The sequence below is a fragment of the Xanthomonas sp. GW genome, from assembly GCF_014236815.1.
GTDB lineage: Bacteria > Pseudomonadota > Gammaproteobacteria > Xanthomonadales > Xanthomonadaceae > Xanthomonas_A.
Window position 1 is genome coordinate 3,743,054 of sequence record NZ_CP051189.1, and the last position, 22,419, is coordinate 3,765,472.

The following is a 22,419-nucleotide window of genomic DNA, read 5'->3' on the forward strand; positions in this document are numbered from 1 at the left end:
CTTCCCGCCTGCGAACCCTTGCCATGCCCGACAGTCTCCACGACCTGCAAGCCGCCCAGCGCGCGTTCGCCGACGCACGCGATTGGGGCCAGTTCCACACCCCGCGCAACCTGGCCGCGGCGCTGTCGGTCGAGGCGTCGGAACTGCTCGAGCAATTCCAATGGCTCACCGACGAGCAGAGCCGGCAACTGTCGGACGACAAGAAGGCCCAGGTCGGCAGCGAAGTCGCCGACGTGCTCCTGTACCTGCTGCAGCTGTGCGACAAGCTGGGCATCGACCCGATCGAGGCGGCGCGGCAGAAGATGCAGGTCAATGCCGCCAAGTACCCGGTGGACCGCGCCAAGGGCCGCATCACCAAATACACCGAGTTGTAGGCGTCGCTCACGCCCGCCGTTGTAGGAGCGGCTTCAGCCGCGACAGCCTCTATCCGGAGAACCTGTCGCGGCTGAAGCCGCTCCTACAAGGGATTGAAAGACGCCTCCAAGGCGCCCTACCGCGCAGCGGCCTTCTTCGCAGCGCGCTTGCGCGGCGCACTCTTCCTGGCCGCCGTCTTCTTCGCCGTACTCTTGCTTGCGGTGGAGGCACCGGTCCCAGCCTTCTTCGCCCGCGTCCGCGCCGCCTTCTTGGCCGCGCTCTTGCGCACGCTGGCGCCCTTGGTCTGTGCGGCCTTCTTCGCCGCGGCCGAACGGCTGCTAGCGGTGCGCTTCTTGGCCGCCTTCTTGGTCTGCGTGGACAAGGCCTTCTTGCCCACGGTCTGCTTGGCGGTCTTGCCCTTGCTGGCGGTCTTCAGCGCCTTCTTGGCGCCACGCGAACGGGTCGGCGACGGCGCGTCGGCCTTGCCGCCCTTTGCTTCTTCCTGCGCGACCTTCTTCTTGGTGGACTTGGAGGCGGTCTTGGACGCACCGGTCTTGACCCCGGCGCGGCGCGCCTTGGACAGGCCGATGGCGATCGCCTGCTTGGTCGACTTCACCTTGGTCTTGCCCTCGCGCACCCGATCGATCTCCTCGCGGACGAATTCGCCGGCCTGGGTAGTACCCGCCTTGCCTTCGCGCTTGGCACGCTTGGCGCTGGCGGTGGTGGATTGCGTCGGCATGTCGTTCTCCTGCAAGCGGCCGGAACTGGCCATCGCAACAGGTGTAGCAGCCAAAAAGTAAAGAACCGGCATAAGCGATGCGAAGCCGATGTGCACTGCGCGCGGTTCGCGTTGCGGGTGTGCAGCGGTGCGATGACGCGAACCCATACTGACGAAGCGTGCGCGCATGCTCGACATGCCCAAGCGCTGCGCAAGATATGCTGCCCTCGCGTTCGATCGCGTCGCCTATTTTACCTGGCTGGATGCGGGATACACGCCGCCACGTCGCCACCGCAGCGCGCTTCGCCAGATCCGAGCGGCCACGCTGCGCGCGCATCGCATTGCCGATCCCACGCGAAGTTTTCTGGACGATGTCCTCGAAGTCGTCATCCTTGGCTGCCAGCAGATCTCGCGCTGCTTCCGCGTCGGACTTGGACCAACGTGCCGATCGCCTGGCACCGCCCGGCGATCGGATTCTCCCGCGCGCCGCTGCCGTCGCGCACACTGCTCTTGCTGCAGCAATCTACTGGCGACGCACGCGCCGGGTTGGCGCATCGTCGGCGGCACTCGCCGTGTCGGTCGGCGCCGGCTCCCAGCCGAACACGCTGCGCCCGCCGTATCCGTGCGACGCGCGCCGCTCCTCGGCGATCAGCGCCTCCACCGACGGCCCGTGCGCATGCGGTTCGAGCAGGCGCGTCTGCGCATCCAGCCGGCGGATCGCCTCCAGCTTTTCCTCGCGGCCCAGCTTGGCCTGCGCCACCGCGGTCTTGAGCACGCCGATGGTGTGGTCGTAGACGCGCGTCGGCACCGGGAACGGATGCCGGTCCTTGCCGCCATGCGCCATCGAGAACCGCGCCGGATCGGTGAACCGGCACGGCGCGCCGTGCAGCACTTCGGCTACCAGCGCCAGGGCGCGCACGGTGCGTGCGCCGACGCCCGGCACCTGCAGCAGTTCGGTGAAATCCTGCGGCCCGCATTCGGCCGCCGCGGCCAGGTTGCCGTGCAGGCGCCGGGTCACGATGTCGCTGCCGCGCACGTCGTGGTGGTCGGGCAGCGACAGGTGCGGCAGGCCGGGCGGCCTGCGCGCCGGCATCGCGTCGGGCGTGGCGGCGAACAGGTCGCCGCTCGGCGCGAACAGCGCATCGGCCGCCGCGTTGCGCGCGCCCCGCGCCGCATGCGCGGCGGCCATCGCACCGTTCACCGTGTTCGCGCGGGTGGCGGCACGTGGCACAGACGCCACCGCGTTCGCCGAAGACGCTTGCAATGCGCCGTATTCCTGCGCGATCCGGTCCGGCCCCAGCGCCTGCAGCAGTTCCACCTGCGCCGCCCGCGACGCGGCGGCGCGATGGTCGGCGAGATTGACGATGCGGCCCTGCCCAGGCCCGTCGATCGCCGCATGCGGCGCATCGACGAAACTGCTCAGCCCTTCGGACAGCCAGTGATAACGCCGCGCCTGCTTGCTGGCCCCGTTCATGCCCTGCTGCACCACCACCCACTGCCCGTCGTCGCTGACGATGAAACCGTGCAGATACAGATCGAACCCGTCCTGCACCGCGGCGCTGTCCACCTTCGCCACCAGCCGGCTGGCGCGCGCCAGCCCGGCGCCGTCCAGCCCGGTGCGCTCGCCCACCGCGCACAACTCATCGGGCGTGGCGCGCGAATGCCGCCCGCGGCCGCCGCAGACATGGATGCCCAATTCGTCGGACAGCGGCGTCAGCCCGCGCTTCAACGCCCCCAGCACGCTGGTGGTGATGCCCGAGGAATGCCAGTCCATGCCCATCACCGCACCCAGCGACTGGAACCAGAACGGATGCGCCAGCCGCCGCAGCAGCTCGTCGCGGCCATAGCTGTGCACGATGGCCTGGCACATCACCGCGCCGAGCCGGGTCATGCGCTCGCCCAGCCAATGCGGCACGCGGCCACCGTGCAGGGGCAGATCGGCGCTGCCGGAACGTCGGCTCATGCGCGGAACTCCGAAGAAAAACGGATCGCCAGCGTAGCCAGGCCGCGTCTCATCGCGCGACCCGGCGACCGTGGCGAGCCTGAGCAATTCAGCGAAGAAGCCGCGCGATGTCCACCACCCTGCAGCCGGGGCTGAAGCCCCTCCCACAACGCACCCAGCCAACTCACCGCAAGCCCTCCTGTAGGAGCGGCTTCAGCCGCGACAAACCAAGCGGCGCACCTCTCAGCCTGTGATGGATGAGAGACCGGCCGCGACTCCACCACAACACAAAAGCCAGGAAGCCCCGCGACTTCCAGCCTCATGCAGTCGGGACTGAAGCCCTCCCACAACGCACCCAGCCAACTCACCGCAAGCCCCCCTGTAGGAGCGGCTTCAGCCGCGACAAACCAAGCGGCGCACCTCTCAGCCTGTGAGGGATAAGAGACCGGCCGCGGCTCCACCACAACACAAAAGCCAGGAAGCCCCGCGACTTCCAGCCTCATGCAGTCGGAGCTGAAGCCCCTCCCACAACGCACCCAGCAAGCTCACCGCAAGCCCCCTGTGGGAGCGACTTCAGTCGCGACGAACGAAGCGGTGCACTTCACGGCTTCGAACAGGATCGTCGCCTAAGCCTTGCTTGAAGAAAAAATCCGCAGCGCGGATCGCGATGATCCAACGCTCAACCAGCTCAGCCGCTGCCGCGCTTCCGCTTCGCCGACGCCGGCTCCACCGCAATCCCAGACTTACCCGCCCCCTCCCCCGTACGCACCGTCGCCAGCGTCATCGCGATCAACCCGCCGATCAGACGCCGCAAATCGCCCTCGTTATCGGCCGACGCCTTCAGACTGGTGGTGGCCAGGCGCAGGATGTAGGCGATGTCCGCCGCCGACATCGCCGCTGGCGCATGCACTTCCGGCTGCAGCGTCGCCACCAGCTGCGCCTCCAGCTCCGCGTACAGCGCGGCCAGGGCCTCCGGCGCGTAGTCGCCGCACTTGGCCAGCAGCTCGGTGGCGTTTTCCGAATCGATCACCGCCGCCACCGGTTCCAGCACCCAGATGTCGAACAGATGCCGCAGCCGCGTCGCCAGGTCCTGCCCCGGACGCAGCCGCACGCCGGATTCGGCCAGGCACTGGTCGCGCTGGCGCAGCACCATCGCCGCGAAGATCGCCTCCTTGTTCGGGAACGACGCGTACAGCGACGGACGCGACATCTGCGCCGCCGCAGCGATGTCGCCGATGCCGACCTTGCGGTAGCCGTGGCGCAGGAAAAGCTGGAAGGCGGCATCCATGATGCGCGTCTCCTTGCTCGGCAAAGCCGCAACGGGTGCAGCGGATTTTACACTTGACATAATTTGTAAAGTTGTCAACATTACATTTCCAGCCAAATTGTAAAGCACCGGAGCCCTGATGAACGCTATCGCCCCAACGGCCCAGCCCCGCCCGACCCGCGCCTACGCCGCCCTGGAAAAAGGCGGCGCGATGGTGCCCTGGCATTTCGAGCGCCGCGCCGTGCGCGAACGCGACGTGGCGGTGAAGGTGCTGTACACCGGCGTCTGCCATTCCGACCTGCATTCGGTGAACCACTGGGGCGGCGAATTCCCGCTGGTGCCCGGCCACGAGATCGTCGGCGAAGTGATGGAAGTGGGCGCGGCGGTGTCGGAGTTTAAGGTCGGCGAGCGGGTGATGATCGGCACCATCGTCGATTCCTGCCGCGTGTGCGAACCCTGCCGCGCGCAGATGGAGGTGTACTGCCGCGAGTTCCCCACGCTCACCTTCGACGGCACCGACCGCATCGACGGCAGCCGCACCCGCGGCGGCTATGCCGAGTACTACGTGGCCGACGCGCATTTCGTCTATCCGCTGCCCGACGGCCTGGATCCGGCTGCGGCGGCGCCGCTGCTGTGCGCCGGCATCACCACCTACTCGCCGTTGCGGCACTGGCAGGTAGGCCCAGGCAGCACCGTGGGCGTGGTCGGCATCGGCGGCCTCGGTCACCTGGGGGTGAAGTTCGCCCGCGCGCTGGGCGCGCACGTGGTGGCCTTCACCACCTCGCCGAAGAAGGCCGCCGAAGCGCAGCGCCTGGGTGCGAACGAAGTGGTGCTGTCCACCGATCCCGCACAGATGCAGGCACAGGCCTTCCGCTTTGACTTCATCCTCGACACGGTGTCCTCGGTCTATCCGATGGACGCGATGCTGCAGGCGCTGACACTCGACGGCACCCTGTGCGCGCTGGGCCTGCCGGACCACTTGGAATTCCGCCCGGTGATGCTGGCGATGGGCCGCCGCCGCATCGCCAGCTCCGGTACCGGCGGCACCGCCGACACCCACGAAATGCTGGCGTTCTGCCAGCAGCACAGCATCGTCGCCGACGTGGAAGTGATCGCGATGGAGCAGATCAACGAGGCCTTTGCGCGACTGCAGAAAGGCGACGTGCACTACCGCTTCGTGATCGACATGACGCGCTCGGCGCTGTAACCGGCAGTGGTCTGCGGCTGCGCTGCACGGCAAAACGTCGTCGCGGGCCAGACGCGCTAGCCGGCACCCACGCGGTCCTTGCGGCAGTGCCCGCGCGGGGAATCGGGATGCCCGCGCCTGGCTTGACCGCCCTCGCCGCGCAAGCGATGCTCGATGCGGCGGTCGATGCCGCCGCCGCCCTCGCGCAGTCGGCCACGCTGCGCGACCGTCCTGAGCCACGCCAACAAGGAAGAATCCTGATGTCCGCCAACAAAACCGTCGCGCCCGCGCTCTCCGGCGCCATCAGCCTGTTCGTGGTGCTCGGCCTGTGCGTTAGCCCGCTGTACTTCAGCGCGGCCCTGGTCTGCCTCGCCATCCTGGCCATGCGCAACGACACGCGCCAGGCGCAGCTATACGCCGGGCTTGCGCTCCTGTTCCTGCTCGTCGCCTTCGGCTACGGCATCGGCAAGGACCTGGCGCAACGCGACAATGCGCGCGACGCGCAGGTTGCCGCAATCGACCGGCAGTAGCCCGCACCAACGCGCCCATTCGCCGCGCGAAGCACATGCCCAGCGGCACGCGATCGCTCGCCGAGTTCGCGCGCCCGCGGCCAGCGGAATCGACCCCGGCAGCGCATCTGCGTAAACTTCCGCAGTGATGGAACAAACAACTTACGTGGCATTGCAAGCCACCTGGCCGCGGCAGGGCCGCCACATCCTGGCGCACTTCGACGCCGAATCGATCCTTGTCTACCAGGCATACCGCCCCTCGATCGCGCAGTTCGCGGTCGCGCAGCAACGCTTCGGCGGGGAATTCAGCTACGAGCGGATGAGCTGGATCAAGCCCAACTTCCTGTGGATGATGTATCGCTCGGGATGGGCGCAAAAGGAAGGACAGGAACGGATCCTGGCGGTGCGGCTGCCGCGCGCATTCTTCGACGAACTGTTGCGCACCGCGGTTCCTTCGACATTCGATGCTTCGCGCTTTTCCAGCCACGCCGAATGGCAGGCCGCGATACGCCATTCCGACGTGCGCCTGCAATGGGATCCCGACCATGCGCCCGACGGCACCCCACTGGAACGTCGCGCCTTGCAACTGGGCCTGCGCGGCGAGGTGCTGCGCCGCTACGGCACGCAGCAGGTCATGGCGATCGCCGACATCACCGACTTCGTGCACGCGCAGGCGGCCAATTTGCGCCACGGCGAGGCGTCACTGTGCATGCCGCACGAACGGGTCTATCTGCCCGAAGCGAGTGCCGCGCACGCCGTCGGCCTCGACCTCTGAGGTATAGCGCCGATAGCGGTGGCGCATGCCGCAATACGGCGCTGCACGACCGCGCACCGCGCCTGGCACCCTGCATGCGCGGGCATACTGTCGGCCCTCCCGACTGCCGCAGGAAACCGATGTCCTACAGCGCACTTCGCACCCTGCTCGCCCCCTGGGGCGAGCTACGCCCGCAACCCGCGTCCGACTGGCAGGGACCGATGCCGCTGCCGGCGACGCTCGTCGATTTCTATGCGCAGGTGGGGCCGTGGGGCGAGACCTACCACGCGCACGTTGGCCCGACCGGCGTGTCGCTCGACATCGGCGGCAACCCGGTCGACATTCCGCCGCTGCACAAGCTCTGGCAGCTGCAGGCCGGATACCGGTGGAATGCCGTCAGCGGCGAACGCCTTGCGGACTGGAGCGAGCAGTGGCTGGTGGTCGCGGACCAAGGCGCGGATCCTTTCATTCTCGACATCGCCAGCGGCGAGATCTTCTTCGCGTTTCACGGTGCCGGTGCGTGGGAACCCAAGTGGCTGGCCGCCAACCTGGATACTGCATTCGGCGGCCTGGCCACCATCGCCAACGCCATGGCGGAACTGGGCGACGACGCATTCGACGACACCGACGAGTTGCTTGCAACGGCGCGAGCGGCGGTCGCCTCGTCCCTGGCCTCGTACCTGGGCAGCGCTGCGCAGGCCGCGCAATTTCTGGATGCGTTGGAGTGGTACCAGGCTTGAACTCGGCTGGCAGGCGTTGAAGCCGACGGTGGAGCCGGGCGTGTTCGACATGTGGGTGGCACCATCGGCCGAAGCTGCCGGCGTGTCCGTCAGCTTCGAATTGGCAAGCCGAGAAGCAGGAGCGTTTCGCAAGAGCAAACCCTGTAGGAGCGGCTTCAGCCGCGACAGGCACCATCAGGCAAGCCCGTCGCGGCTGAAGCCGCTCCTACAGAATGCAACGCGCTATCACTACCGCATCTGCCTCGGCAACGGCGCAGTCGTGGGTGGCGCCATCGGCCAAGCCCGCGGGCGTGTCCGCCAGCTTCGAATTGGCAGGCTGAGAAGCGGGAGCGCTCCGCAACAGCGAACCCTGTAGGAGCGGCTTCAGCCGCGACAGGCGCCATCAGGCAAGCCCGTCGCGGCTGAAGCCGCTCCTACAGGATGCAACACGCTATCCCTGCAGCGTCTTTGTCAGGAACGGCGCACGTCGCGGCCGCCACGCGCATCCCACGCGTCGTCGCCGGTCCGCTTCACGTCGGCAGCACCTCGCGCTCACGTCGCGGTGCCGGGCGCGGCGCTGAGATGGGGTGCCCGACGTCGGCCCGCACGCATCCCGCTGCTGCCTGCAGCGCTCCGGACCTGGCGGAGGACGCCGAACAGGCGGCGCAAAGACGATGCCCGCGCCGCCGCTCCTTCCCCCATCGAGGAACCGCGCCATGAGCGATCACGATCCCAACCACTCCGCCAGCCGCCGCCGTGCGCTTGGCGTCCTGGGCAGCAGCCTGGCCGCAGGCGGCACGCTGGCGATGTCCGGCGCCGCCGCGCAGGCCACGTCGGCGGGCACCGGCGCCGCCGGCAGCAGGCCGCCGATGCAGGACCCACGCACCCAGTATCCGCGCCCGCCGTTCGATACGCCCAAGCAGGAATGGCCGGGTCTGGCGTCGAAGATGGTGCCCGTGCCGGACCACGGCGAACGCAGCTACGTCGGTTCCGGCCGCCTGGCCGGGCGCAAGGTGCTGATCACCGGCGGCGATTCGGGCATCGGCCGCGCCGCGGCCATCGCCTTCGCGCGCGAGGGCGCGGACGTGGCGATCAACTACCTGCCGCAGGAGGAGTCGGACGCGCGCGAGGTGGTCGCGCTGATCCGCGCGGCCGGGCGCAAGGCGGTGGCCATCCCCGGCGACCTGCGCGCCGCCGCGTTCTGCAGGCAGTTGGTCGATCAGGCGGTGCGCCAGCTCGGCGGGCTGGACATCTTGGTCAACAACGCTGCGCGCCAGACCGCACAGCCGTCGATCCTGGACATCGACGACCAGCAGTTCGACGACACGCTCAAGACCAACCTCTACGCGCTGTTCTGGGTGACCCGCGCCGCGTTGCCGCACCTCAAGCCAGGCGCCTCGATCATCAGCACCACTTCGATCGTGGCCGACGATCCGCCCGAAGCGCTGCTCGACTACGCCACCACCAAGGGCGGCATCGTCAGCTTCACCAAGTGCCTGGCCAAGCAGCTGGCGCCCAAGGGCATCCGCGTCAACGCGGTCGCGCCCGGCCCGTACTGGACGCCGCTGCAGCCCAGCGGCGGGCAGTTCATGGACAAGCTGAAGACCTTCGGCGCCGACAGCCCCACCGGCAGGCCCGGCCAGCCAGCCGAGATCGCGCCGATCTACGTGCTGCTGGCCTCGCAGGAATCCAGCTTCACCACCGGCAGCATCTTCAGCAGCGTCGGCGGCCGCGGCAACGTCGGTTGAGGGTTGCCGTTCCCGCGTCGGCATCGGCTGGCGCGGGACGGTCCCAATGCGCCACCCCAGACGACGGATCGAACGCAAGCCCGCTGAGCGTTGGCGCCTGCGACAAGGTCCTTGCATGCAGGCGGTTCCACTTGCGGCAGTTGCGCCGGCACCGGAACTTGGAAACATCCAGCCCTGCAACGCGCCCGCCAGGAACGGTGCGATGTGGCAGCCTGCCGCGCCACAGCTCTGGAGCGCTTCAGCCCTACAGCGCCTCCGCCAGGAACGGCGCGGTACGGCTGCCCGCATGCCGCGCCACCGCCTGCGGCTCGCCGGCGACGACCACCTTGCCGCCTTCATCGCCGGCGCCCGGCCCCATATCGATGATCCAGTCGCTGGCCGCGGCCACGCGCATGTCGTGCTCGACCGCCACCACCGTATTGCCCGCCTCCACCAACCCGTGCAGCTGGCGCAGCAGCGTGTCCACGTCGGCCGGGTGCAGGCCGGTGGTCGGCTCGTCGAGCACGTAGACGGTGTCGCGGCGTTGCGCGCGCTGCAGCTCGGTGGCCAGCTTGATGCGCTGCGCCTCACCGCCGGACAGCTCGGTGGCCGGCTGGCCCAGCCGCAGATAACCGAGTCCCACCTCGCCCAGCACCTGCAGCGGCCGCGCGATCGCCGCATCGTCGGCGAAGAAGTCCGCCGCCTGCGCCACGGTCATGCGCAACACCTGCGCGATGTTGTGCCCGCGCAATTCGATCTCCAGCGTCTTGGCGTTGTAGCGCGCGCCATGGCAGGTGGGGCATGGCGCATAGACGCTGGGCATGAACAACAGTTCCACGAACACCGCGCCCTCGCCTTCGCAGGTTTCGCAGCGGCCCTTGGCGACGTTGAACGAGAAGCGGCCGGCGTCGTACTTGCGCTTGCGCGCGGCAGGCGTCGCGGCGAAGCGCTTGCGCACATGGTCGAACAAGCCGGTATAAGTGGCCAGGTTGGAACGCGGCGTGCGGCCGATCGGTTTCTGGTCCACCTGCACCAGCCGCCGCACATGCTGCAGGCCGTCGGCAATGCGGCCGTCGGTCGCCACCTGCGTGCTGCGCTCGAGCGGATCCACGCCTTCTTCCGGATCGATGCGCTCCTGGCCAAGATGCGCGCCGAGCAGTTCCACCAAGGCCTGGCTGACCAGCGACGATTTCCCCGAGCCGGACACACCGGTGACCGTGGTGAACACGCCCAGCGGGATGTCCACGTCCAGCGCGGCGACGTTGTTGCGGGTGATGCCGCGCAGCTGCAGCCACGCGCCCGGCGCGCGCGGCGCATGTGCGATCGGCGCCTGCTCGGCGAACAGGTAGCGGCGCGTGGACGAGGCGGCGACCTGCGCCAGTCCGGCCGGCGGTCCGCTGTACAGCACCTGCCCGCCCTGCTCGCCCGCACCGGGACCGACATCGACGATCCAGTTGGCATGGCGGATCACGTCGATCTCGTGTTCGACCACGAACAGCGAATTACCCGCGGCCTTGAGCTGGTCCAGCGCGGCCAGCAGCGCCTGCGCATCGGCCGGATGCAGGCCGGCGGACGGCTCGTCCATCACGTAGACCACGCCGAACAGCTGCGAGCGGATCTGCGTGGCCAGGCGCAGCCGCTGCAGTTCGCCGGGCGACAGCGTCGGCGTACTGCGTTCCAGGGTGAGATAGCCCAGGCCCAGCTCCTGCAGGATCTGGATCCGCGCCAGCAGATCCTGGGCGATGCGCTGCGCGGCGATGGCCTGCTCGGGATGGCGCTTGGCGCCGCGGGTGCGGCCTTCTGCAGCAGGGCGCAGCAGTTCGGCCACTTGCGTGAGCGGACGCTGCGACAGCGCGCCGATGTCGAGTCCGGCGAAGGTCACCGACAGCGCCTCACGGCGCAGACGCTTGCCGTCGCAGGTCGGGCATGGCGTGCTCAGCAAGTATTGCGACACGCGCTTCTTGATCAGCGCGCTCTGCGTGCTGGCGAAGGTATGCAGCACGTAGCGGCGCGCGCTGCTGAAGGTGCCCATGTAGGCCGGCTCCTGCTTGCGCCGCAGCGCACGCTGGGTCTCGGCGAGGGTGAAGCCCGGATACACCGGCACCGTCGGCTGCTCGTCGGTGTACAGGATCCAGTCGCGGGTCTTCTTCGGCAGCTTCGCCCACGGCACATCGACGTCGTGGCCGAGCGTGGTGAGGATGTCGCGCAGGTTCTGTCCGTGCCAGGCCGGCGGCCACGCGGCCACGGCGCGCTCGCGGATGCTCAGCGACCGGTCCGGCACCATCGATGCCTCGGTGGCGTCGTAGATGCGGCCCAGGCCGTGGCAGGTCGGACAGGCGCCGGCCGGCGTGTTCGGCGAGAAGCCGTCGGCATAGATGATGGCCTGCCCCGGCGGATAGTCGCCGGCGCGCGAATACAGCATGCGCAGCGAATTGGAGATGGTGGTGACGCTGCCGACCGACGAGCGCGTGCTCGGCGCGCCGCGATGCTGCTGCAGCGCCACCGCCGGCGGCAAGCCCTCGATGGAATCCACGTCCGGCACCCCGGCCTGGTCGATCAGGCGTCGCGCATACGGCGAAATCGAATCCAGATAGCGGCGCTGCGCCTCGGCGAACAGCGTGCCGAACGCCAGCGACGACTTGCCGGAGCCGGACACGCCGGTGAACACCACCAGCGCATCGCGCGGCAGTTCCACATCCACATCCTTGAGATTGTGCTCGCGGGCGCCGCGGACGCGGACGAAACCGGAGGCGGGGGAAACGGGCGGCTTTGGCATTGGCTGGAAGATTGGCAAGAGCTTGCGCAAGCTTAGCGGGGTCCGGCGGAAGTGGCCGTGTATGGGCTGGCGCGATGGGCGCGGCGACGCGTTCGCTACATGCACACCTGTCAATCGACAGGCGCTGTTGCGGGGGTGGCTTCAGTTCCGGCGCTGCCCGAAGCTATCAGGTCCACCGCTTCGCCGGTCGCGGCTGAAGCCGCTCCTACAAGAGCCGACATGCCCGCATAGACCCGACACCCCCGGCCAATGCCCCTGTAGGAGCGGCTTCAGCCGCGACAGGCAGCTCGGAGTATCGATACATCCCGGTCGGGGCTGAAGCCCCTCCTACAGAAACCTTGCAGCAAGCTGGCCGGATGCACTGTGGGAGGGACTTCAGTCCCGACGCTGTCACCCACCGCTACACATAACGCGGAATCGGCCCCAGCTGCGGCGTCTGGTCCGGCAGCTCCACTTCGGTGTCGTCCACGTAGCACCAGCCCCAGCCTTCAGGCGGATCGTAGCCTTCGATGATCGGGTGCGCGGTCTGGTGGAAATGCTTGGTCGCGTGACGATTGGGCGAATCGTCGCAACAGCCGACATGGCCGCAACTGCGGCACAGGCGCAGGTGCACCCAGGGGCTGCCGATCTTCAGGCATTCCTCGCAGCCGCGCGCGCTCGGCGTGACCTCGACGATGGTGGAAAGGTGGGAACAACGCGCACTCATGGGCTGGCCCTCTCGATGGTGGCGGGCGCACTGCGCCGCGCCAGGAACTGATGGATCTGCGCGACCACCGCCGCGCCCTCGCCGACCGCCGCGGCCACGCGCTTGACCGAACCGGCGCGCACGTCGCCGATCGCGAACACGCCCGGCCGATCGGTCTCCAACGGCAGCGCAGGCACCTGGCCAGCGACCGGCTCGGCGCCGGTGACGACGAAGCCGGCGTGGTCCAGCTGCACGCAGCCGTCCACCCAGGCGCTGTTGGGATCGGCGCCGACGAACAGGAACAGATGGTGCAAATTGCAGCGATGCGTGGCGCCGCTGGCGCGATCGCGGAACTCCGCGCTCTCCAGGCGCTGCGATGCGTCGGCCTGCAGCGACACCACCTCGGTGCCGGTGTGCAACTCGACATTCGGCAACGCGGCGATGCGCTCGATCAGGTAGCGCGACATCGACGCCTCCAGCCCGGCGCCGCGCACGATCAGGTGCAGGCGCTTCACCTTCGGCGCCAGGAACACCACCGCCTGGCCCGCGGAATTACCGCCGCCGACCAGGGCCACCTCCTCGCCTTCGCACAGCCGCGCCTCCACCGGCGAAGCCCAATACGACACGCCATTGCCCTCGAACGCGGCCAGGTTGACGATGTCCGGGCGCCGGTAGCGCGCGCCCGACGCGATCACCACGGTGCGCGCCTGTACGCGCAGGCCGTCGCGCATCTGCAACTGCAGCGGCGCGGCGCTGCAGTCCTCGGCGCTGGCCGCATCGCAATGCAGCTGCGCCACTTCCAGCGGCAACGCCAGCTCGGCGCCGAACTTCAGCGCCTGGTTGTAGGCGCGCCCGGCCAGCGCCTGGCCGGAGATGCCGGTGGGAAAGCCCAGGTAATTCTCGATCCGTGCCGACGCACCGGCCTGGCCGCCGATCGCGCGCTGGTCCAGTACCAGCACCGACAGCCCTTCGGAGGCGGCATACACCGCGGTCGCCAGGCCGGCCGGGCCGGCGCCGACGATCGCCACGTCGTAGCGCTTGTCGGGGTCCAGCTCCGGCGTCATGCCCAGGCAATGCGCGGCCTCGGCCTCGCTGGGACGGCGCAGCACCGTGCCGCTGGGGCAGACCATCAGCGGCAGTTCGTCGTGATGGATACCCAGGCGCTCAACCAGCGCGCGCCCCTCGTCGTCGTCGGCCGCATCCAGGAAGGTGTTGGGATAGCCGTTGCGGGTCAGGAAGCCCTGCAAGCGGGTCAAGCGCGCCTCGCCCGGCTCGCCGATCAGCACCGAGCCGGCGGTATCGCCCTCGATCAGCCCGACCCGCCGCAGGATCAACGCGCGCATCACGATCTCGCCGACGTCGGCCGAACTGATCATCAGCGAGCGCAGATGCGCCGCATCGAACGGCACCGCCACGCAGCCCTGCGCCCCGGCACGCCCGCCGGCCAGCGACGCACGGCCGGCCAACTGGCTGACCTCGCCGCTGAACTGCCCGGCGCCGTGCTCGGTGACCGGCTTCTCGTGACCCAGCCCGTCGCGGCGCACCACCGCGATCGTGCCCTGCAGCACCAGCCACACCGGCGCCGGATGGTCGCCGACGGCGAACACCTCCTCACCCGGCGCGAACGTCCGCGGCGCGCCGCTGGCAAAACGGCGTGCGGTGTCCACCTGCGCCGGCTCGAGCACAGGGAACATCTGATGGCGACGGGTATCGGCCAGGCTCATCGGCATCCTTGTGGGTAGCGGGCGACAACCCCCACAGCATGCGATGCGTGGACGCCGCGGGCAATCACCCATTCTGGGAGGCCCTCTCCCCTCTCCCACCGGGAGAGGGGCCGGGGGTGAGGGTACGGGCGCAGCCACATGTCCTCAGTGGACGCGGCTGTCTTCTTCGCAGCGCAGCCTCCCTGCGGCACCCATTACGTACACCCTGGTATGGCCCGCGCCAAACGCAGCGGCCCTGGCGGCGATGCTCTTGTGTTCCACCCGCACCCCCCCATCCAGTGGTTGCTGTGCCAATGCCGATGTTTACCCGGCCATCTCTTTCTCAAGGAACCGCCCATGTCCGTCTCGATGTACCGCCTTACCGTCCCAGTGTTCCTGCGCGGCCTGGATGTGCTGCAGCACTACGTGGACTTGGCCGAGCGCCATGCGCAGGACAACGGCCAGGATCCGCAGACGCTGGTCGACGCGCGCCTGGCGCCGGACATGTTCGGCTTCGCCGCGCAGATCCAGCGCAGCTCGGACACCGCGAAGAACACCATCGGCCGCCTCAGCGACATCGTGCCGCCGAAGATGGCGGACGACGAAACCACCCTGGCGCAGCTACGCGAGCGCATCGCCGCCACCCAGCGCTTCCTGCACAGCGTGGAGGCTTCCGCCCTGGACGGTGCGCAGGACCGCGCAGTATCGCTGAGCGCCGGCAAATTGAAGGCCGACTTCAACGGCAGCGACTACCTGCTGACCTTCGCGCTGCCGAACTTCTTCTTCCATGTCGCCACCGCGCACGCGATCCTGCGCCAGCAAGGCGTGGCAGTGGGCAAGCTCGACTACCTGGGTCGGTTCGACACGGTGGAAACCGAGAGCGCTTAAGCCCCTCTCCCCTCGGGAGAGGGGTTGGGGTGAGGGTACAGCGCGAAAGCGTCTCGCTGATCCAAGCGCACGAGGCTTCGCCCGTACCCTCATCCGCCCCTGCGGGGCACCTTCTCCCGAAAAGGGGGCCATGGTCCCGATGGGAGAAGGAACAGCCGAGCGTTCATAGCCCCTCTCCCACCGGGAGAGGGGTTGGGGTGAGGGTACGGCGCGAAAGCGACTCGCCGATCCAAGCGCACGAGGCTGCGCCCGTACCCTCATCCGCCCCTACGGGGCACCTTCTCCCGAGGGGAGAAGGGAACAGCTGCAGCTGTCCTGGTCTAATTCTCGTGGACACCTCGCTAGGGGATGATCATCCCCCCGAGGACCGAGTACGCCATGACATCCCGCCCGCGTAGGACTTTCGATAGCGCCTTTAAGCTGCAGGTGGTGCATATGATCCGCGACCAAGGTCTGAGCGTGGGCCAGGTGTGCCGCGATCTGGATCTGGTCGATAGCGCTGTCCGTCGCTGGCTGGCCCAGCACGACAGCGAGCAGGCCGGCCAGGCGGGACCAGGCAGACCGCTGAGTCCCGAACAGCAACGCATCCGTGCATTGGAGCGGGAGAACCAGCGGCTGCGTGAGGACAACAGCCTGCTAAAAAAAGCATCGGCCTTCTTCGCCCGAGAACTGAAGTGATCCAGCAGGTGATCCAGCAGTGGCAGGAGAAGGCCTGGACCGCTCGGCTGTGCCGGTTGTTGGGCGTGAGTCGTTCGGGGCTGTATGCCGCGCGCCGACGGCGGCCCGCTCCACATGCTGGCGCGCTCGCGGCCGCGTTGCAGGCCGCTTTCCAGGCCAGTGGCGGCAACTACGGCAGCCGCCGGTTGAGCGCCAGTTTGAAGGCCCAGGGCCTTCCCGCTGGCCGCCACCGGGTCCGCCGCCTGATGAAGCAGCAGGGGCTGAAGGCACGGTGGAAGCGCCGGTTCGTCCACACCACCGACAGCCGGCATGACTTGCCCGTGGCGCCCAACGTCCTGGACCGGCGCTTCACCCCCGCCGCCCCCGACCAGGCGTGGGCGGCCGACATCACCTACATCCGCACCGAGCGCGGCTGGCTGTACTTGGCCGCCGTGCTGGACCTGTACTCGCGCAAGGTCGTGGGCTGGGCGATGGCGCCGACCATGCCGGCCGAGCTGGCCTGTGCCGCCTTGCAGATGGCGATCGTCCTGCGCCAGCCCAAGCCGGGACTGATCGTGCACACCGACCGCGGCAGCCAGTACGCCAGCCAGGCCCACCGCGATCTGCTGGCCAAGCACACCCTCGTGGCCAGCATGAGCCGCAAGGGTAATTGCTGGGACAACGCGGTGATGGAGCGGTTCTTCCTGAGCCTGAAAATGGAGCGCGTCTGGCAGCGTTGCTACGCCAATCCCACCGAAGCCAGCGCCGACATCACCCACTACATCGTCGCCTTCTACAACACACAACGGCTGCACTCCACGCTCGGCTATCGATCACCGGCCGACTACGAGAACGCAGCTACCTAAAATCCCCTATCGCGGTGTCCACTAAAACTTGACCACGACAAGCGCTTTAGCCCCTCTCCCACCGGGAGAGGGGTTGGGGTGAGGGTCCGGCGCGAAGCGACTCGCTGATCCAAACGCACAAGGCTGCGCCCGTACCCTCATCCGCCCCTTCGGGGCACCTTCTCCCGAAAAGGGGGGGGCCATGGTCCCGACGGGAGAAGGGAATTGCCGAGCATGCATCGGCGCCAAACGACTACACCAACGAAGGCACCGCAAGCGCACCAGCATCGTCCACGACAAACTCCTCACCCGCCAACGCATGCATCCGCGCCACCGCTGCCGCGAACGGCCGCAGCACCGCCACGCCGCGTTCGGCGAACACCGCATGCAGCGCGGCGTAGTACCACAACGTCCCCTCGCGGCCAGCAGTGAAGCGTTCGAACACCTCCACACCCACCTCGGGATCTTCCAGATCCGCAACGATGCTGCGCGCGTTGTAAAGCTTGTCGCAGGCCGAGACCAACAACACCGCATCCGGCGCCTCGCGCAGATGCGCCAGATACGCCTGCTTGCGAGTGCGCCAATCGCGGCGCCTGGCCGGCACGTCCTCGTGTTCGGCCTTGCGCTCGGCGCTGGCGTCGGTGCAGCCCATCACGATCGTCGCCACCGCATCGCCGAACTGCGCGCGGATCACCGCCTCGTGGCCCGCGCCGCAGTCCTCGACCACGTCGTGCAGCAACGCCCCGATCGCCTGATCTTCATTGCCCCCGGCTTCCAACACCAGCGTCGACACCCCCAGCACATGGCTGAAATACGGCACCGTGCCGCCCTTGCGGAATTGGCCGGCGTGGGCGATGCGCGCGTAGTCCACGGCACGCGCATAGCGTTCGGTGAGAGCGGTCATGCGGTCTTCCTGACTAGGGCGGACCCGCATTATCGCGGAATCCACACGCTGTCGCGGCGCGAACGGTTCAGCCCGACCGCGGCCGCACCCGGAACACCACGCTCATCCGCGGCGCCACCGGCCTGGCGGTCTTCGGGATGCCGTGCTCGTGGGTGAGCTGCGAGGCGTGGCTCATCGCCAGCAGACTGCCCGGCGCCAGTTCCACACCGATGGTCCTGCGCGCGCCGGCCGTAGCGCGAAGATTCATGCGCCGCGGCGCGCCCAGCGACACCAGCGCGATCGGGTGCGGCGCCAGCAGCGTATGCAGCTTGTCGTGATGCATCGCCACGCTGTCGCGGCCGTCCCGGTACAGGTTCAGGCCCACGTCGGTGTATGGCGCCGGCAGCCGCGCCTGCACCGCGGCATGCAGCGCACGCAACGGCAGCGCCTCGGGCAAATCCTGCAGGCGATACGCCGCCACCAGCCGCGGCACGTCCACCACCCGGTCGTACATCGGCCGGCGCAGCTGCTGCCACTGCGCGCCATCGCGCAAAGCGGCGAACCAGGCCTGCGCCAGCTCCGGATCGAGCAACTGCGGCCAATAGCGGATACCGCCCTCGGCATCGGGCACCAGACAATGCGGCGCGTCGTCGGGCTGGGCGAACAGGTCCATGGGCACAAGATGGGGGCGCGGCAAAGGAGGCACCATCCCAGCATCTGAACGGATCAGCGGCTGCGACGCGGCCAAATGTCGCAGCCCGCGAGGGGAATTCTTACTTTTCGCCCGCGCTGCCTTAACGTTGCGCTTGGGAGCATGCACACTGTCCCACCCAACAGCACAGGCGATACGCACGCATGACCGCAGCGCGCAGGACGACGGAAAGCATGACCACAGCAGCCGCCACGCCCCTCCACAGCGCCTACGGCGCCGATGCCTCCGGCAACGACGGCGTCCAGGCACCCGCCGCAGCGCTCGGCGCACGCGGCGCACGGACCAACCGCAGCGAGGTGTTCCAGTCGCCTCTCTCCGCAGGCAGCGCCGACAGCGATCTACGCCGACGCGCGGAGCGTGTGCAATTGGCGACCAGGGTGGCCGCGGTCGGCACGATTGCCGCCGTGGCAGCGGTCGCCGCGCTGATCGCCTGGCGACGCGCGCGGCGCTAGCCGATTGCGGCGACGGCGTGCTGCTGCCTTGCTGCAGCAGCATGCAAGCACCCGAGCGCGTCCATCCGCTTGCAACTTGATGCTGAGTGCCATGCTGTTTGGTCGCGCAAAGGACACCGGCTAGGCCGAATAGCCTTTAGCCATCCAGAGCCGCCACCACGCAATCCTCCCAAAGCGGCCGCCGCAGCACACTCATGCATGGCCGCTAGCGGGCCATCGACACCATGAATTGAGTGGCGGCATCCCCTTGGCGCGTGGTGATCGGCCCAGCGGTCGGCGCGATGCGCGTGGTGCATGCGCTGGCGCCCAATGCGTTCGATCCGCGGCATGGGCCGCTTCTTCGACCGCTATCTGGCACGCACGCCGCACGCGCTAATGTTGCCGGGCAACGTCTTCCAGCCGCCACTGTCGCCTGTCGGCGTGGACGGCGGCCTGCGCCGGCGCGCGCAGCGCACCGAGCTGGCGACGCAGGTGGCCGCGGCCGGCGCGGTGGCCGCACTGGCCGCACTGGCCACGGTCGCAGTGATCGCCTGGCGTCGCAGCAGCCGCTAGAGCGCAGCAGGCATCGCACACGCATATCGCTCGGTCGTACCGCACGCCGCATCCGTAATGCGACGCGTGCGGTTGCGTCTGCATGTCTGCAGGCAAGCCGTGCCGGTATCGCACTTTCACGTGCCCTGCCCATTTCGTTCACCCTGCCGCATCCGCGCGATTTCCATACTGCGTGCGTTGGCCCGCCGAGTGCGTCCACCTCGGCATGGCGCCGCGCCTTCCCCCATCGCAAGGAGATCGTGCATGTCTGGCAGCAAGAACCAGTTCACGATGCAGAACCCGCTCACCCAGTTCCCGCAACCCGAGTTCCCCGAGCAGACCCAGACCCCGCCCGGCAGCGTGCACGCGTTGCAGCCGGCCGCCGACCACGGCGAGCAGAGCTACCGCGGCTTCGGCCGCCTGACCGGGCGCAAGGCGCTGATCACCGGCGCCGATTCGGGCATCGGCCGCGCCACCGCGATCGCCTATGCGCGCGAAGGCGCCGACATCGTCCTCAACTACCTGCCCGAGGAAGCGCAGGACGCCGCCGAGGTGGTCGCGCTGATCGAGGCCGAAGGCCGCAAGGCGGTGTGCCTACCCGGCGACCTGCAGGACGAGGCGTTCTGCGAGCAGCTGGTGGCCAAGAGCGTGGAGGTGCTGGGCGGGTTGGACATCCTGGTCAACGTGGCCGGCAAGCAGACCGCGGTGAAAGACATCGCCGAACTGAGCACCGAGCAGTTCGAGGCCACCTTCCGCACCAACGTGTTCGCCATGTTCTGGCTGTGCAAGGCCGCCGTGCCGCATCTGCCACCGGGCGCCACCATCATCAACACCACCTCCATCCAGGCCTACCAGCCCTCGCCGATGCTGATCGACTATGCGTCGACCAAGGCGGCCATCGCCAACTTCACCCAGGCGCTGGCGCAGCAACTGGCCGACAAGGGCATCCGCGTCAACGCGGTGGCGCCGGGGCCGGTGTGGACGCCGCTGCAGCCCAGCGGCGGGCAGCCGCCGGAGAAGATTCCCGCGTTCGGCTCGGAGACCCCGCTCAAGCGCGCCGGCCAGCCGGTGGAGATGGCGCCGCTGTACGTGCTGCTGGCCTCGCAGGAATCGAGCTACATCACCGGCGAGATCATCGGCGCCACCGGCGGCCTGTTGCTGTCTTGAGCGCGCCGGCCGTGCCTGCTCGCGCGCCACGCCTGCAGCGCGATGCCGAGGGCACCGCGCCGATCGAGAGCTATGCCGCGCTGGGCGACGGCCGCTCGGTGGCGCTGGTCGCCGCCGACGGCAGCATCGACTGGTGGTGCGTGCCGACCATGGACGCACCGCCGCTGTTCGACCGCCTGCTCGACGCGCGCGACGGCGGCCGCTTCGCCATTACCCCGGTCGGCTCCATCGAGGTGCAGCGCCGCTACCGCGACGACAGCAACGTGCTGGAAACCACTTTCCGCACTGCCGGCGGCAGCGCGCGGCTGACCGAGTCGCTCAACAGCGGCGAAGCCGGGCGCCTGCCGTGGTCGGAGCTGGCGCGGCGGCTGGAAGGCATGGACGGCGAGGTGGAGTTCGAGATCTGCTTCCGGCCCGGCACCCGCGCCGGAACATCCACGCCTTGGATGAGCGACACCCCCAACGGCCGCGTGTTCCACATCGGCCCGGTGATGGCGATGCTGCGCCACTCGCAGGCGCTCACCGTTTCCGCCTACGACGACCGCGGCGTGCAAGCCCGGCTGCGCCTGCACGCCGGCCAACGCGAGGTGCTCGCGGTGCTCGCCACGCAGGACGAAGCGCTGCCGGTGCCGCCATTGGAGGACATCGACGCGCGCATCGAGCGCAGCGACCAGGAATGGCGCGAGTGGACCGGCAACCTGCACTACGACGGCGGCTACCCGCAGACCGTGCTGCGCTCGGCGCTGGCGCTGAAGTTCCTGTGGTATTCGCCCACCGGCGCCATCGCCGCCGCGGCCACCACCTCGCTGCCCGAGGGCATCGGCGGCAACGGCAACTGGGACTACCGCTACGCCTGGGTGCGCGATGCCGCCTACACCACCAAGGCGTTCCTGCGCGTGGGCGCCCTGCCCGACGCCAAGGCCGCGTTCGCCTGGCTGCTCGGTACCATCGCCCGGCACCGGCCGTGGATCCGCCCGTGCTACACGCTGCACGGCGAACTGGTCCCTGACGAGCGGCAGATCGATATCGCCGGCTACCGCCACACGCGCCCGGTGCGCGTGGGCAACACCGCCACCGACCAGCTGCAGCTGTGCCTGTACGGCGACGTGTTCGAGATGACCGCGCGCTTCGTCGAGCACGGCCACATCCTCGATCCGCACACCGCGCAGCACCTGTTCGAACTCGGCAACGCATGCGCCGAGGCATGGATGCGCAAGGACGCCGGATTCTGGGAACTGGAGGACGCGCAGCACTACACCATGTCCAAGATCGAGTGCTGGATGGCGCTGCGCCGCGCCAGCGAACTGGCCCAGGCCGGTCACCTGTCCAAGGCCATGCTGCCGCGCTGGCAGCGCGAACAGGCGCGCATCCTCGACTGGATCGACGCGCACTGCTGGTCCGAGCACAAGCAGGCCTACACCCTGTACGCCGGCAGCGACGCGCTGGATGCCGGGCTGATGCTGGCCTCGCGCTTCGGCCTGGGCGAGGTGCGCCGCGAACGCATGATCGCCACCCGCGAGGCGATCCGCCGCGAACTCGGCAGCGGCGACGCGCGCGCCCTGCTGCACCGCTACAGCGGCATGCAGCAACGCGAAGGCGCGTTCATCGCCTGCAGCTTCTGGATGGTGGAAGCCTACGGCCTGCTCGACGAACGCGACGAAGCCAGACGCCTGTTCGAACACCTGCTCGACACCGTCGGCAACGACGTCGGCCTGCTGCCGGAACTGGTCGACCCGCACAGCGGCGCCGCGCTCGGCAACATGCCGCAGGGCCTGAGCCACCTGGCGCTGATCCACGCCGCCCTGGCAGTGGGCGGCGAATAGCAGCGGCATCGCAGCGGCGCCCTAGCGCACCGCCCCTGTAGGAGCGACTTCAGTCGCGACAGACACCACCAACAACACGTATCGCCCCCGCCAGCACGTCACTCACCAAAGCATCTCCCGC

At 68.8% G+C, this 22,419-nt stretch carries 20 protein-coding genes; 12 read left to right on the forward strand and 8 right to left on the reverse strand.

Going from position 1 to position 22,419, the window contains the following annotated elements; all coding sequences use genetic code 11:
• The first annotated feature begins 23 nt into the window (after nucleotides 1–23).
• On the forward strand, nucleotides 24–374 hold the full coding sequence (locus HEP73_RS15960; RefSeq protein WP_185820724.1) for a nucleotide pyrophosphohydrolase: 351 nt from the start codon (nucleotides 24–26) through the stop codon (nucleotides 372–374).
• A gap of 116 nt (nucleotides 375–490) precedes the next feature.
• Here the strand turns inward: HEP73_RS15960 and HEP73_RS15965 are convergent, their stop codons facing one another.
• The 3 genes from HEP73_RS15965 to HEP73_RS15975 all read right to left on the reverse strand — a co-directional run bounded on the left by HEP73_RS15965 (nucleotide 491) and on the right by HEP73_RS15975 (nucleotide 4,383).
• Entirely contained in the window at nucleotides 491–1,093 is a 603-nt protein-coding gene (locus HEP73_RS15965) for a DNA-binding protein (RefSeq protein WP_185820725.1), read from the reverse strand.
• Nucleotides 1,094–1,595: 502 nt separating this feature from the next.
• Nucleotides 1,596–3,035 carry a DUF763 domain-containing protein gene (locus HEP73_RS15970; protein ID WP_185820726.1) on the reverse strand — a complete coding sequence of 480 codons (1,440 nt, stop codon included), beginning with the start codon at nucleotides 3,033–3,035 and terminating at the stop codon, nucleotides 1,596–1,598.
• A gap of 667 nt (nucleotides 3,036–3,702) precedes the next feature.
• Nucleotides 3,703–4,383, reverse strand: a complete 681-nt coding sequence (locus HEP73_RS15975; RefSeq protein ID WP_255423528.1) for a TetR/AcrR family transcriptional regulator — start codon at nucleotides 4,381–4,383, stop codon at nucleotides 3,703–3,705.
• 37 nt (nucleotides 4,384–4,420) lie between these two features.
• On the opposite strand from HEP73_RS15975, the gene HEP73_RS15980 reads away from it, so the two are divergent.
• The 5 genes from HEP73_RS15980 to HEP73_RS16000 all read left to right on the forward strand — a co-directional run bounded on the left by HEP73_RS15980 (nucleotide 4,421) and on the right by HEP73_RS16000 (nucleotide 9,197).
• Entirely contained in the window at nucleotides 4,421–5,488 is a 1,068-nt protein-coding gene (locus HEP73_RS15980) for an NAD(P)-dependent alcohol dehydrogenase (RefSeq protein ID WP_185820727.1), read from the forward strand.
• Between the two features lie 122 nt (nucleotides 5,489–5,610).
• Nucleotides 5,611–5,997: a hypothetical protein gene (locus tag HEP73_RS15985; protein ID WP_185820728.1), complete on the forward strand. Its 387-nt coding sequence runs from the start codon at nucleotides 5,611–5,613 to the stop codon at nucleotides 5,995–5,997.
• Between the two features lie 145 nt (nucleotides 5,998–6,142).
• Nucleotides 6,143–6,751, forward strand: coding sequence for a DUF4291 domain-containing protein (locus HEP73_RS15990; protein WP_255423529.1), 609 nt, complete (start codon nucleotides 6,143–6,145; stop codon nucleotides 6,749–6,751).
• Nucleotides 6,752–6,870: 119 nt separating this feature from the next.
• Nucleotides 6,871–7,470 (forward strand): hypothetical protein, encoded by a 600-nt coding sequence (locus tag HEP73_RS15995; RefSeq protein ID WP_185820730.1) that lies wholly within the window; start codon nucleotides 6,871–6,873, stop codon nucleotides 7,468–7,470.
• An 848-nt stretch (nucleotides 7,471–8,318) separates the two neighbouring features.
• Entirely contained in the window at nucleotides 8,319–9,197 is an 879-nt protein-coding gene (locus tag HEP73_RS16000) for an SDR family oxidoreductase (RefSeq protein WP_255423804.1), read from the forward strand.
• A gap of 244 nt (nucleotides 9,198–9,441) precedes the next feature.
• Here HEP73_RS16000 and HEP73_RS16005 read toward each other — a convergent pair whose 3' ends face one another.
• From HEP73_RS16005 to HEP73_RS16015, 3 genes are all read right to left on the reverse strand, one after another.
• Entirely contained in the window at nucleotides 9,442–11,952 is a 2,511-nt protein-coding gene (locus HEP73_RS16005; protein ID WP_185820732.1) for an excinuclease ABC subunit UvrA, read from the reverse strand.
• A 400-nt stretch (nucleotides 11,953–12,352) separates the two neighbouring features.
• Nucleotides 12,353–12,658, reverse strand: a complete 306-nt coding sequence (locus HEP73_RS16010; RefSeq protein ID WP_179570728.1) for a UBP-type zinc finger domain-containing protein — start codon at nucleotides 12,656–12,658, stop codon at nucleotides 12,353–12,355.
• Entirely contained in the window at nucleotides 12,655–14,361 is a 1,707-nt protein-coding gene (locus HEP73_RS16015; protein ID WP_185820733.1) for an FAD-dependent oxidoreductase, read from the reverse strand. The genes HEP73_RS16010 and HEP73_RS16015 overlap by 4 nt, the downstream gene beginning before the upstream one ends.
• A 336-nt stretch (nucleotides 14,362–14,697) precedes the next feature.
• Here HEP73_RS16015 and HEP73_RS16020 point away from each other — a divergent pair, with 336 nt between their 5' ends.
• Nucleotides 14,698–15,228 (forward strand): DUF1993 domain-containing protein, encoded by a 531-nt coding sequence (locus HEP73_RS16020; protein ID WP_185820734.1) that lies wholly within the window; start codon nucleotides 14,698–14,700, stop codon nucleotides 15,226–15,228.
• 378 nt (nucleotides 15,229–15,606) lie between these two features.
• Nucleotides 15,607–16,751 (forward strand): IS3 family transposase gene (locus HEP73_RS16025; protein WP_185820735.1). Its coding sequence is split into 2 segments (ribosomal slippage): nucleotides 15,607–15,877 and nucleotides 15,877–16,751, totalling 1,146 coding nucleotides; the frame shifts between segments, so codons are not numbered across the junction.
• A gap of 232 nt (nucleotides 16,752–16,983) precedes the next feature.
• Here HEP73_RS16025 and HEP73_RS16030 read toward each other — a convergent pair.
• A complete protein-coding gene (locus HEP73_RS16030; RefSeq protein ID WP_185820736.1) occupies nucleotides 16,984–17,634 on the reverse strand; it encodes an HD domain-containing protein in 651 nt (216 codons plus the stop codon).
• Between the two features lie 67 nt (nucleotides 17,635–17,701).
• Nucleotides 17,702–18,286, reverse strand: coding sequence for an alpha-ketoglutarate-dependent dioxygenase AlkB family protein (locus tag HEP73_RS16035; RefSeq protein ID WP_185820737.1), 585 nt, complete (start codon nucleotides 18,284–18,286; stop codon nucleotides 17,702–17,704).
• A gap of 212 nt (nucleotides 18,287–18,498) precedes the next feature.
• On the opposite strand from HEP73_RS16035, the gene HEP73_RS16040 reads away from it, so the two are divergent.
• From HEP73_RS16040 to HEP73_RS16055, 4 genes are all read left to right on the forward strand, one after another.
• The gene (locus tag HEP73_RS16040; RefSeq protein ID WP_185820738.1) at nucleotides 18,499–18,777 is read left to right on the forward strand and encodes a hypothetical protein; all 279 of its coding nucleotides are present in this window, start codon (nucleotides 18,499–18,501) and stop codon (nucleotides 18,775–18,777) included.
• A gap of 309 nt (nucleotides 18,778–19,086) precedes the next feature.
• Nucleotides 19,087–19,329 (forward strand): hypothetical protein, encoded by a 243-nt coding sequence (locus HEP73_RS16045; RefSeq protein ID WP_185820739.1) that lies wholly within the window; start codon nucleotides 19,087–19,089, stop codon nucleotides 19,327–19,329.
• A gap of 243 nt (nucleotides 19,330–19,572) precedes the next feature.
• Nucleotides 19,573–20,475: an SDR family oxidoreductase gene (locus HEP73_RS16050; protein WP_185820740.1), complete on the forward strand. Its 903-nt coding sequence runs from the start codon at nucleotides 19,573–19,575 to the stop codon at nucleotides 20,473–20,475.
• Between the two features lie 11 nt (nucleotides 20,476–20,486).
• Nucleotides 20,487–22,298, forward strand: a complete 1,812-nt coding sequence (locus HEP73_RS16055; RefSeq protein WP_185823455.1) for a glycoside hydrolase family 15 protein — start codon at nucleotides 20,487–20,489, stop codon at nucleotides 22,296–22,298.
• Nucleotides 22,299–22,419: the final 121 nt, after the last annotated feature.

Coding starts and splice junctions, on each gene's coding strand:
- HEP73_RS15960 (WP_185820724.1), top strand. CDS start 24: ATGCCCGACAGTCTCCACGACCTGCAAGCCGCCCAGCGCGCGTTCGCC.
- HEP73_RS15965 (WP_185820725.1), bottom strand. CDS start 1,093: ATGCCGACGCAATCCACCACCGCCAGCGCCAAGCGTGCCAAGCGCGAA.
- HEP73_RS15970 (WP_185820726.1), bottom strand. CDS start 3,035: ATGAGCCGACGTTCCGGCAGCGCCGATCTGCCCCTGCACGGTGGCCGC.
- HEP73_RS15975 (WP_255423528.1), bottom strand. CDS start 4,383: ATGTTGACAACTTTACAAATTATGTCAAGTGTAAAATCCGCTGCACCC.
- HEP73_RS15980 (WP_185820727.1), top strand. CDS start 4,421: ATGAACGCTATCGCCCCAACGGCCCAGCCCCGCCCGACCCGCGCCTAC.
- HEP73_RS15995 (WP_185820730.1), top strand. CDS start 6,871: ATGTCCTACAGCGCACTTCGCACCCTGCTCGCCCCCTGGGGCGAGCTA.
- HEP73_RS16000 (WP_255423804.1), top strand. CDS start 8,319: ATGCAGGACCCACGCACCCAGTATCCGCGCCCGCCGTTCGATACGCCC.
- HEP73_RS16005 (WP_185820732.1), bottom strand. CDS start 11,952: ATGCCAAAGCCGCCCGTTTCCCCCGCCTCCGGTTTCGTCCGCGTCCGC.
- HEP73_RS16010 (WP_179570728.1), bottom strand. CDS start 12,658: ATGAGTGCGCGTTGTTCCCACCTTTCCACCATCGTCGAGGTCACGCCG.
- HEP73_RS16015 (WP_185820733.1), bottom strand. CDS start 14,361: ATGAGCCTGGCCGATACCCGTCGCCATCAGATGTTCCCTGTGCTCGAG.
- HEP73_RS16020 (WP_185820734.1), top strand. CDS start 14,698: ATGTCCGTCTCGATGTACCGCCTTACCGTCCCAGTGTTCCTGCGCGGC.
- HEP73_RS16030 (WP_185820736.1), bottom strand. CDS start 17,634: ATGACCGCTCTCACCGAACGCTATGCGCGTGCCGTGGACTACGCGCGC.
- HEP73_RS16035 (WP_185820737.1), bottom strand. CDS start 18,286: ATGGACCTGTTCGCCCAGCCCGACGACGCGCCGCATTGTCTGGTGCCC.
- HEP73_RS16040 (WP_185820738.1), top strand. CDS start 18,499: ATGACCACAGCAGCCGCCACGCCCCTCCACAGCGCCTACGGCGCCGAT.
- HEP73_RS16045 (WP_185820739.1), top strand. CDS start 19,087: ATGCGTTCGATCCGCGGCATGGGCCGCTTCTTCGACCGCTATCTGGCA.
- HEP73_RS16050 (WP_185820740.1), top strand. CDS start 19,573: ATGTCTGGCAGCAAGAACCAGTTCACGATGCAGAACCCGCTCACCCAG.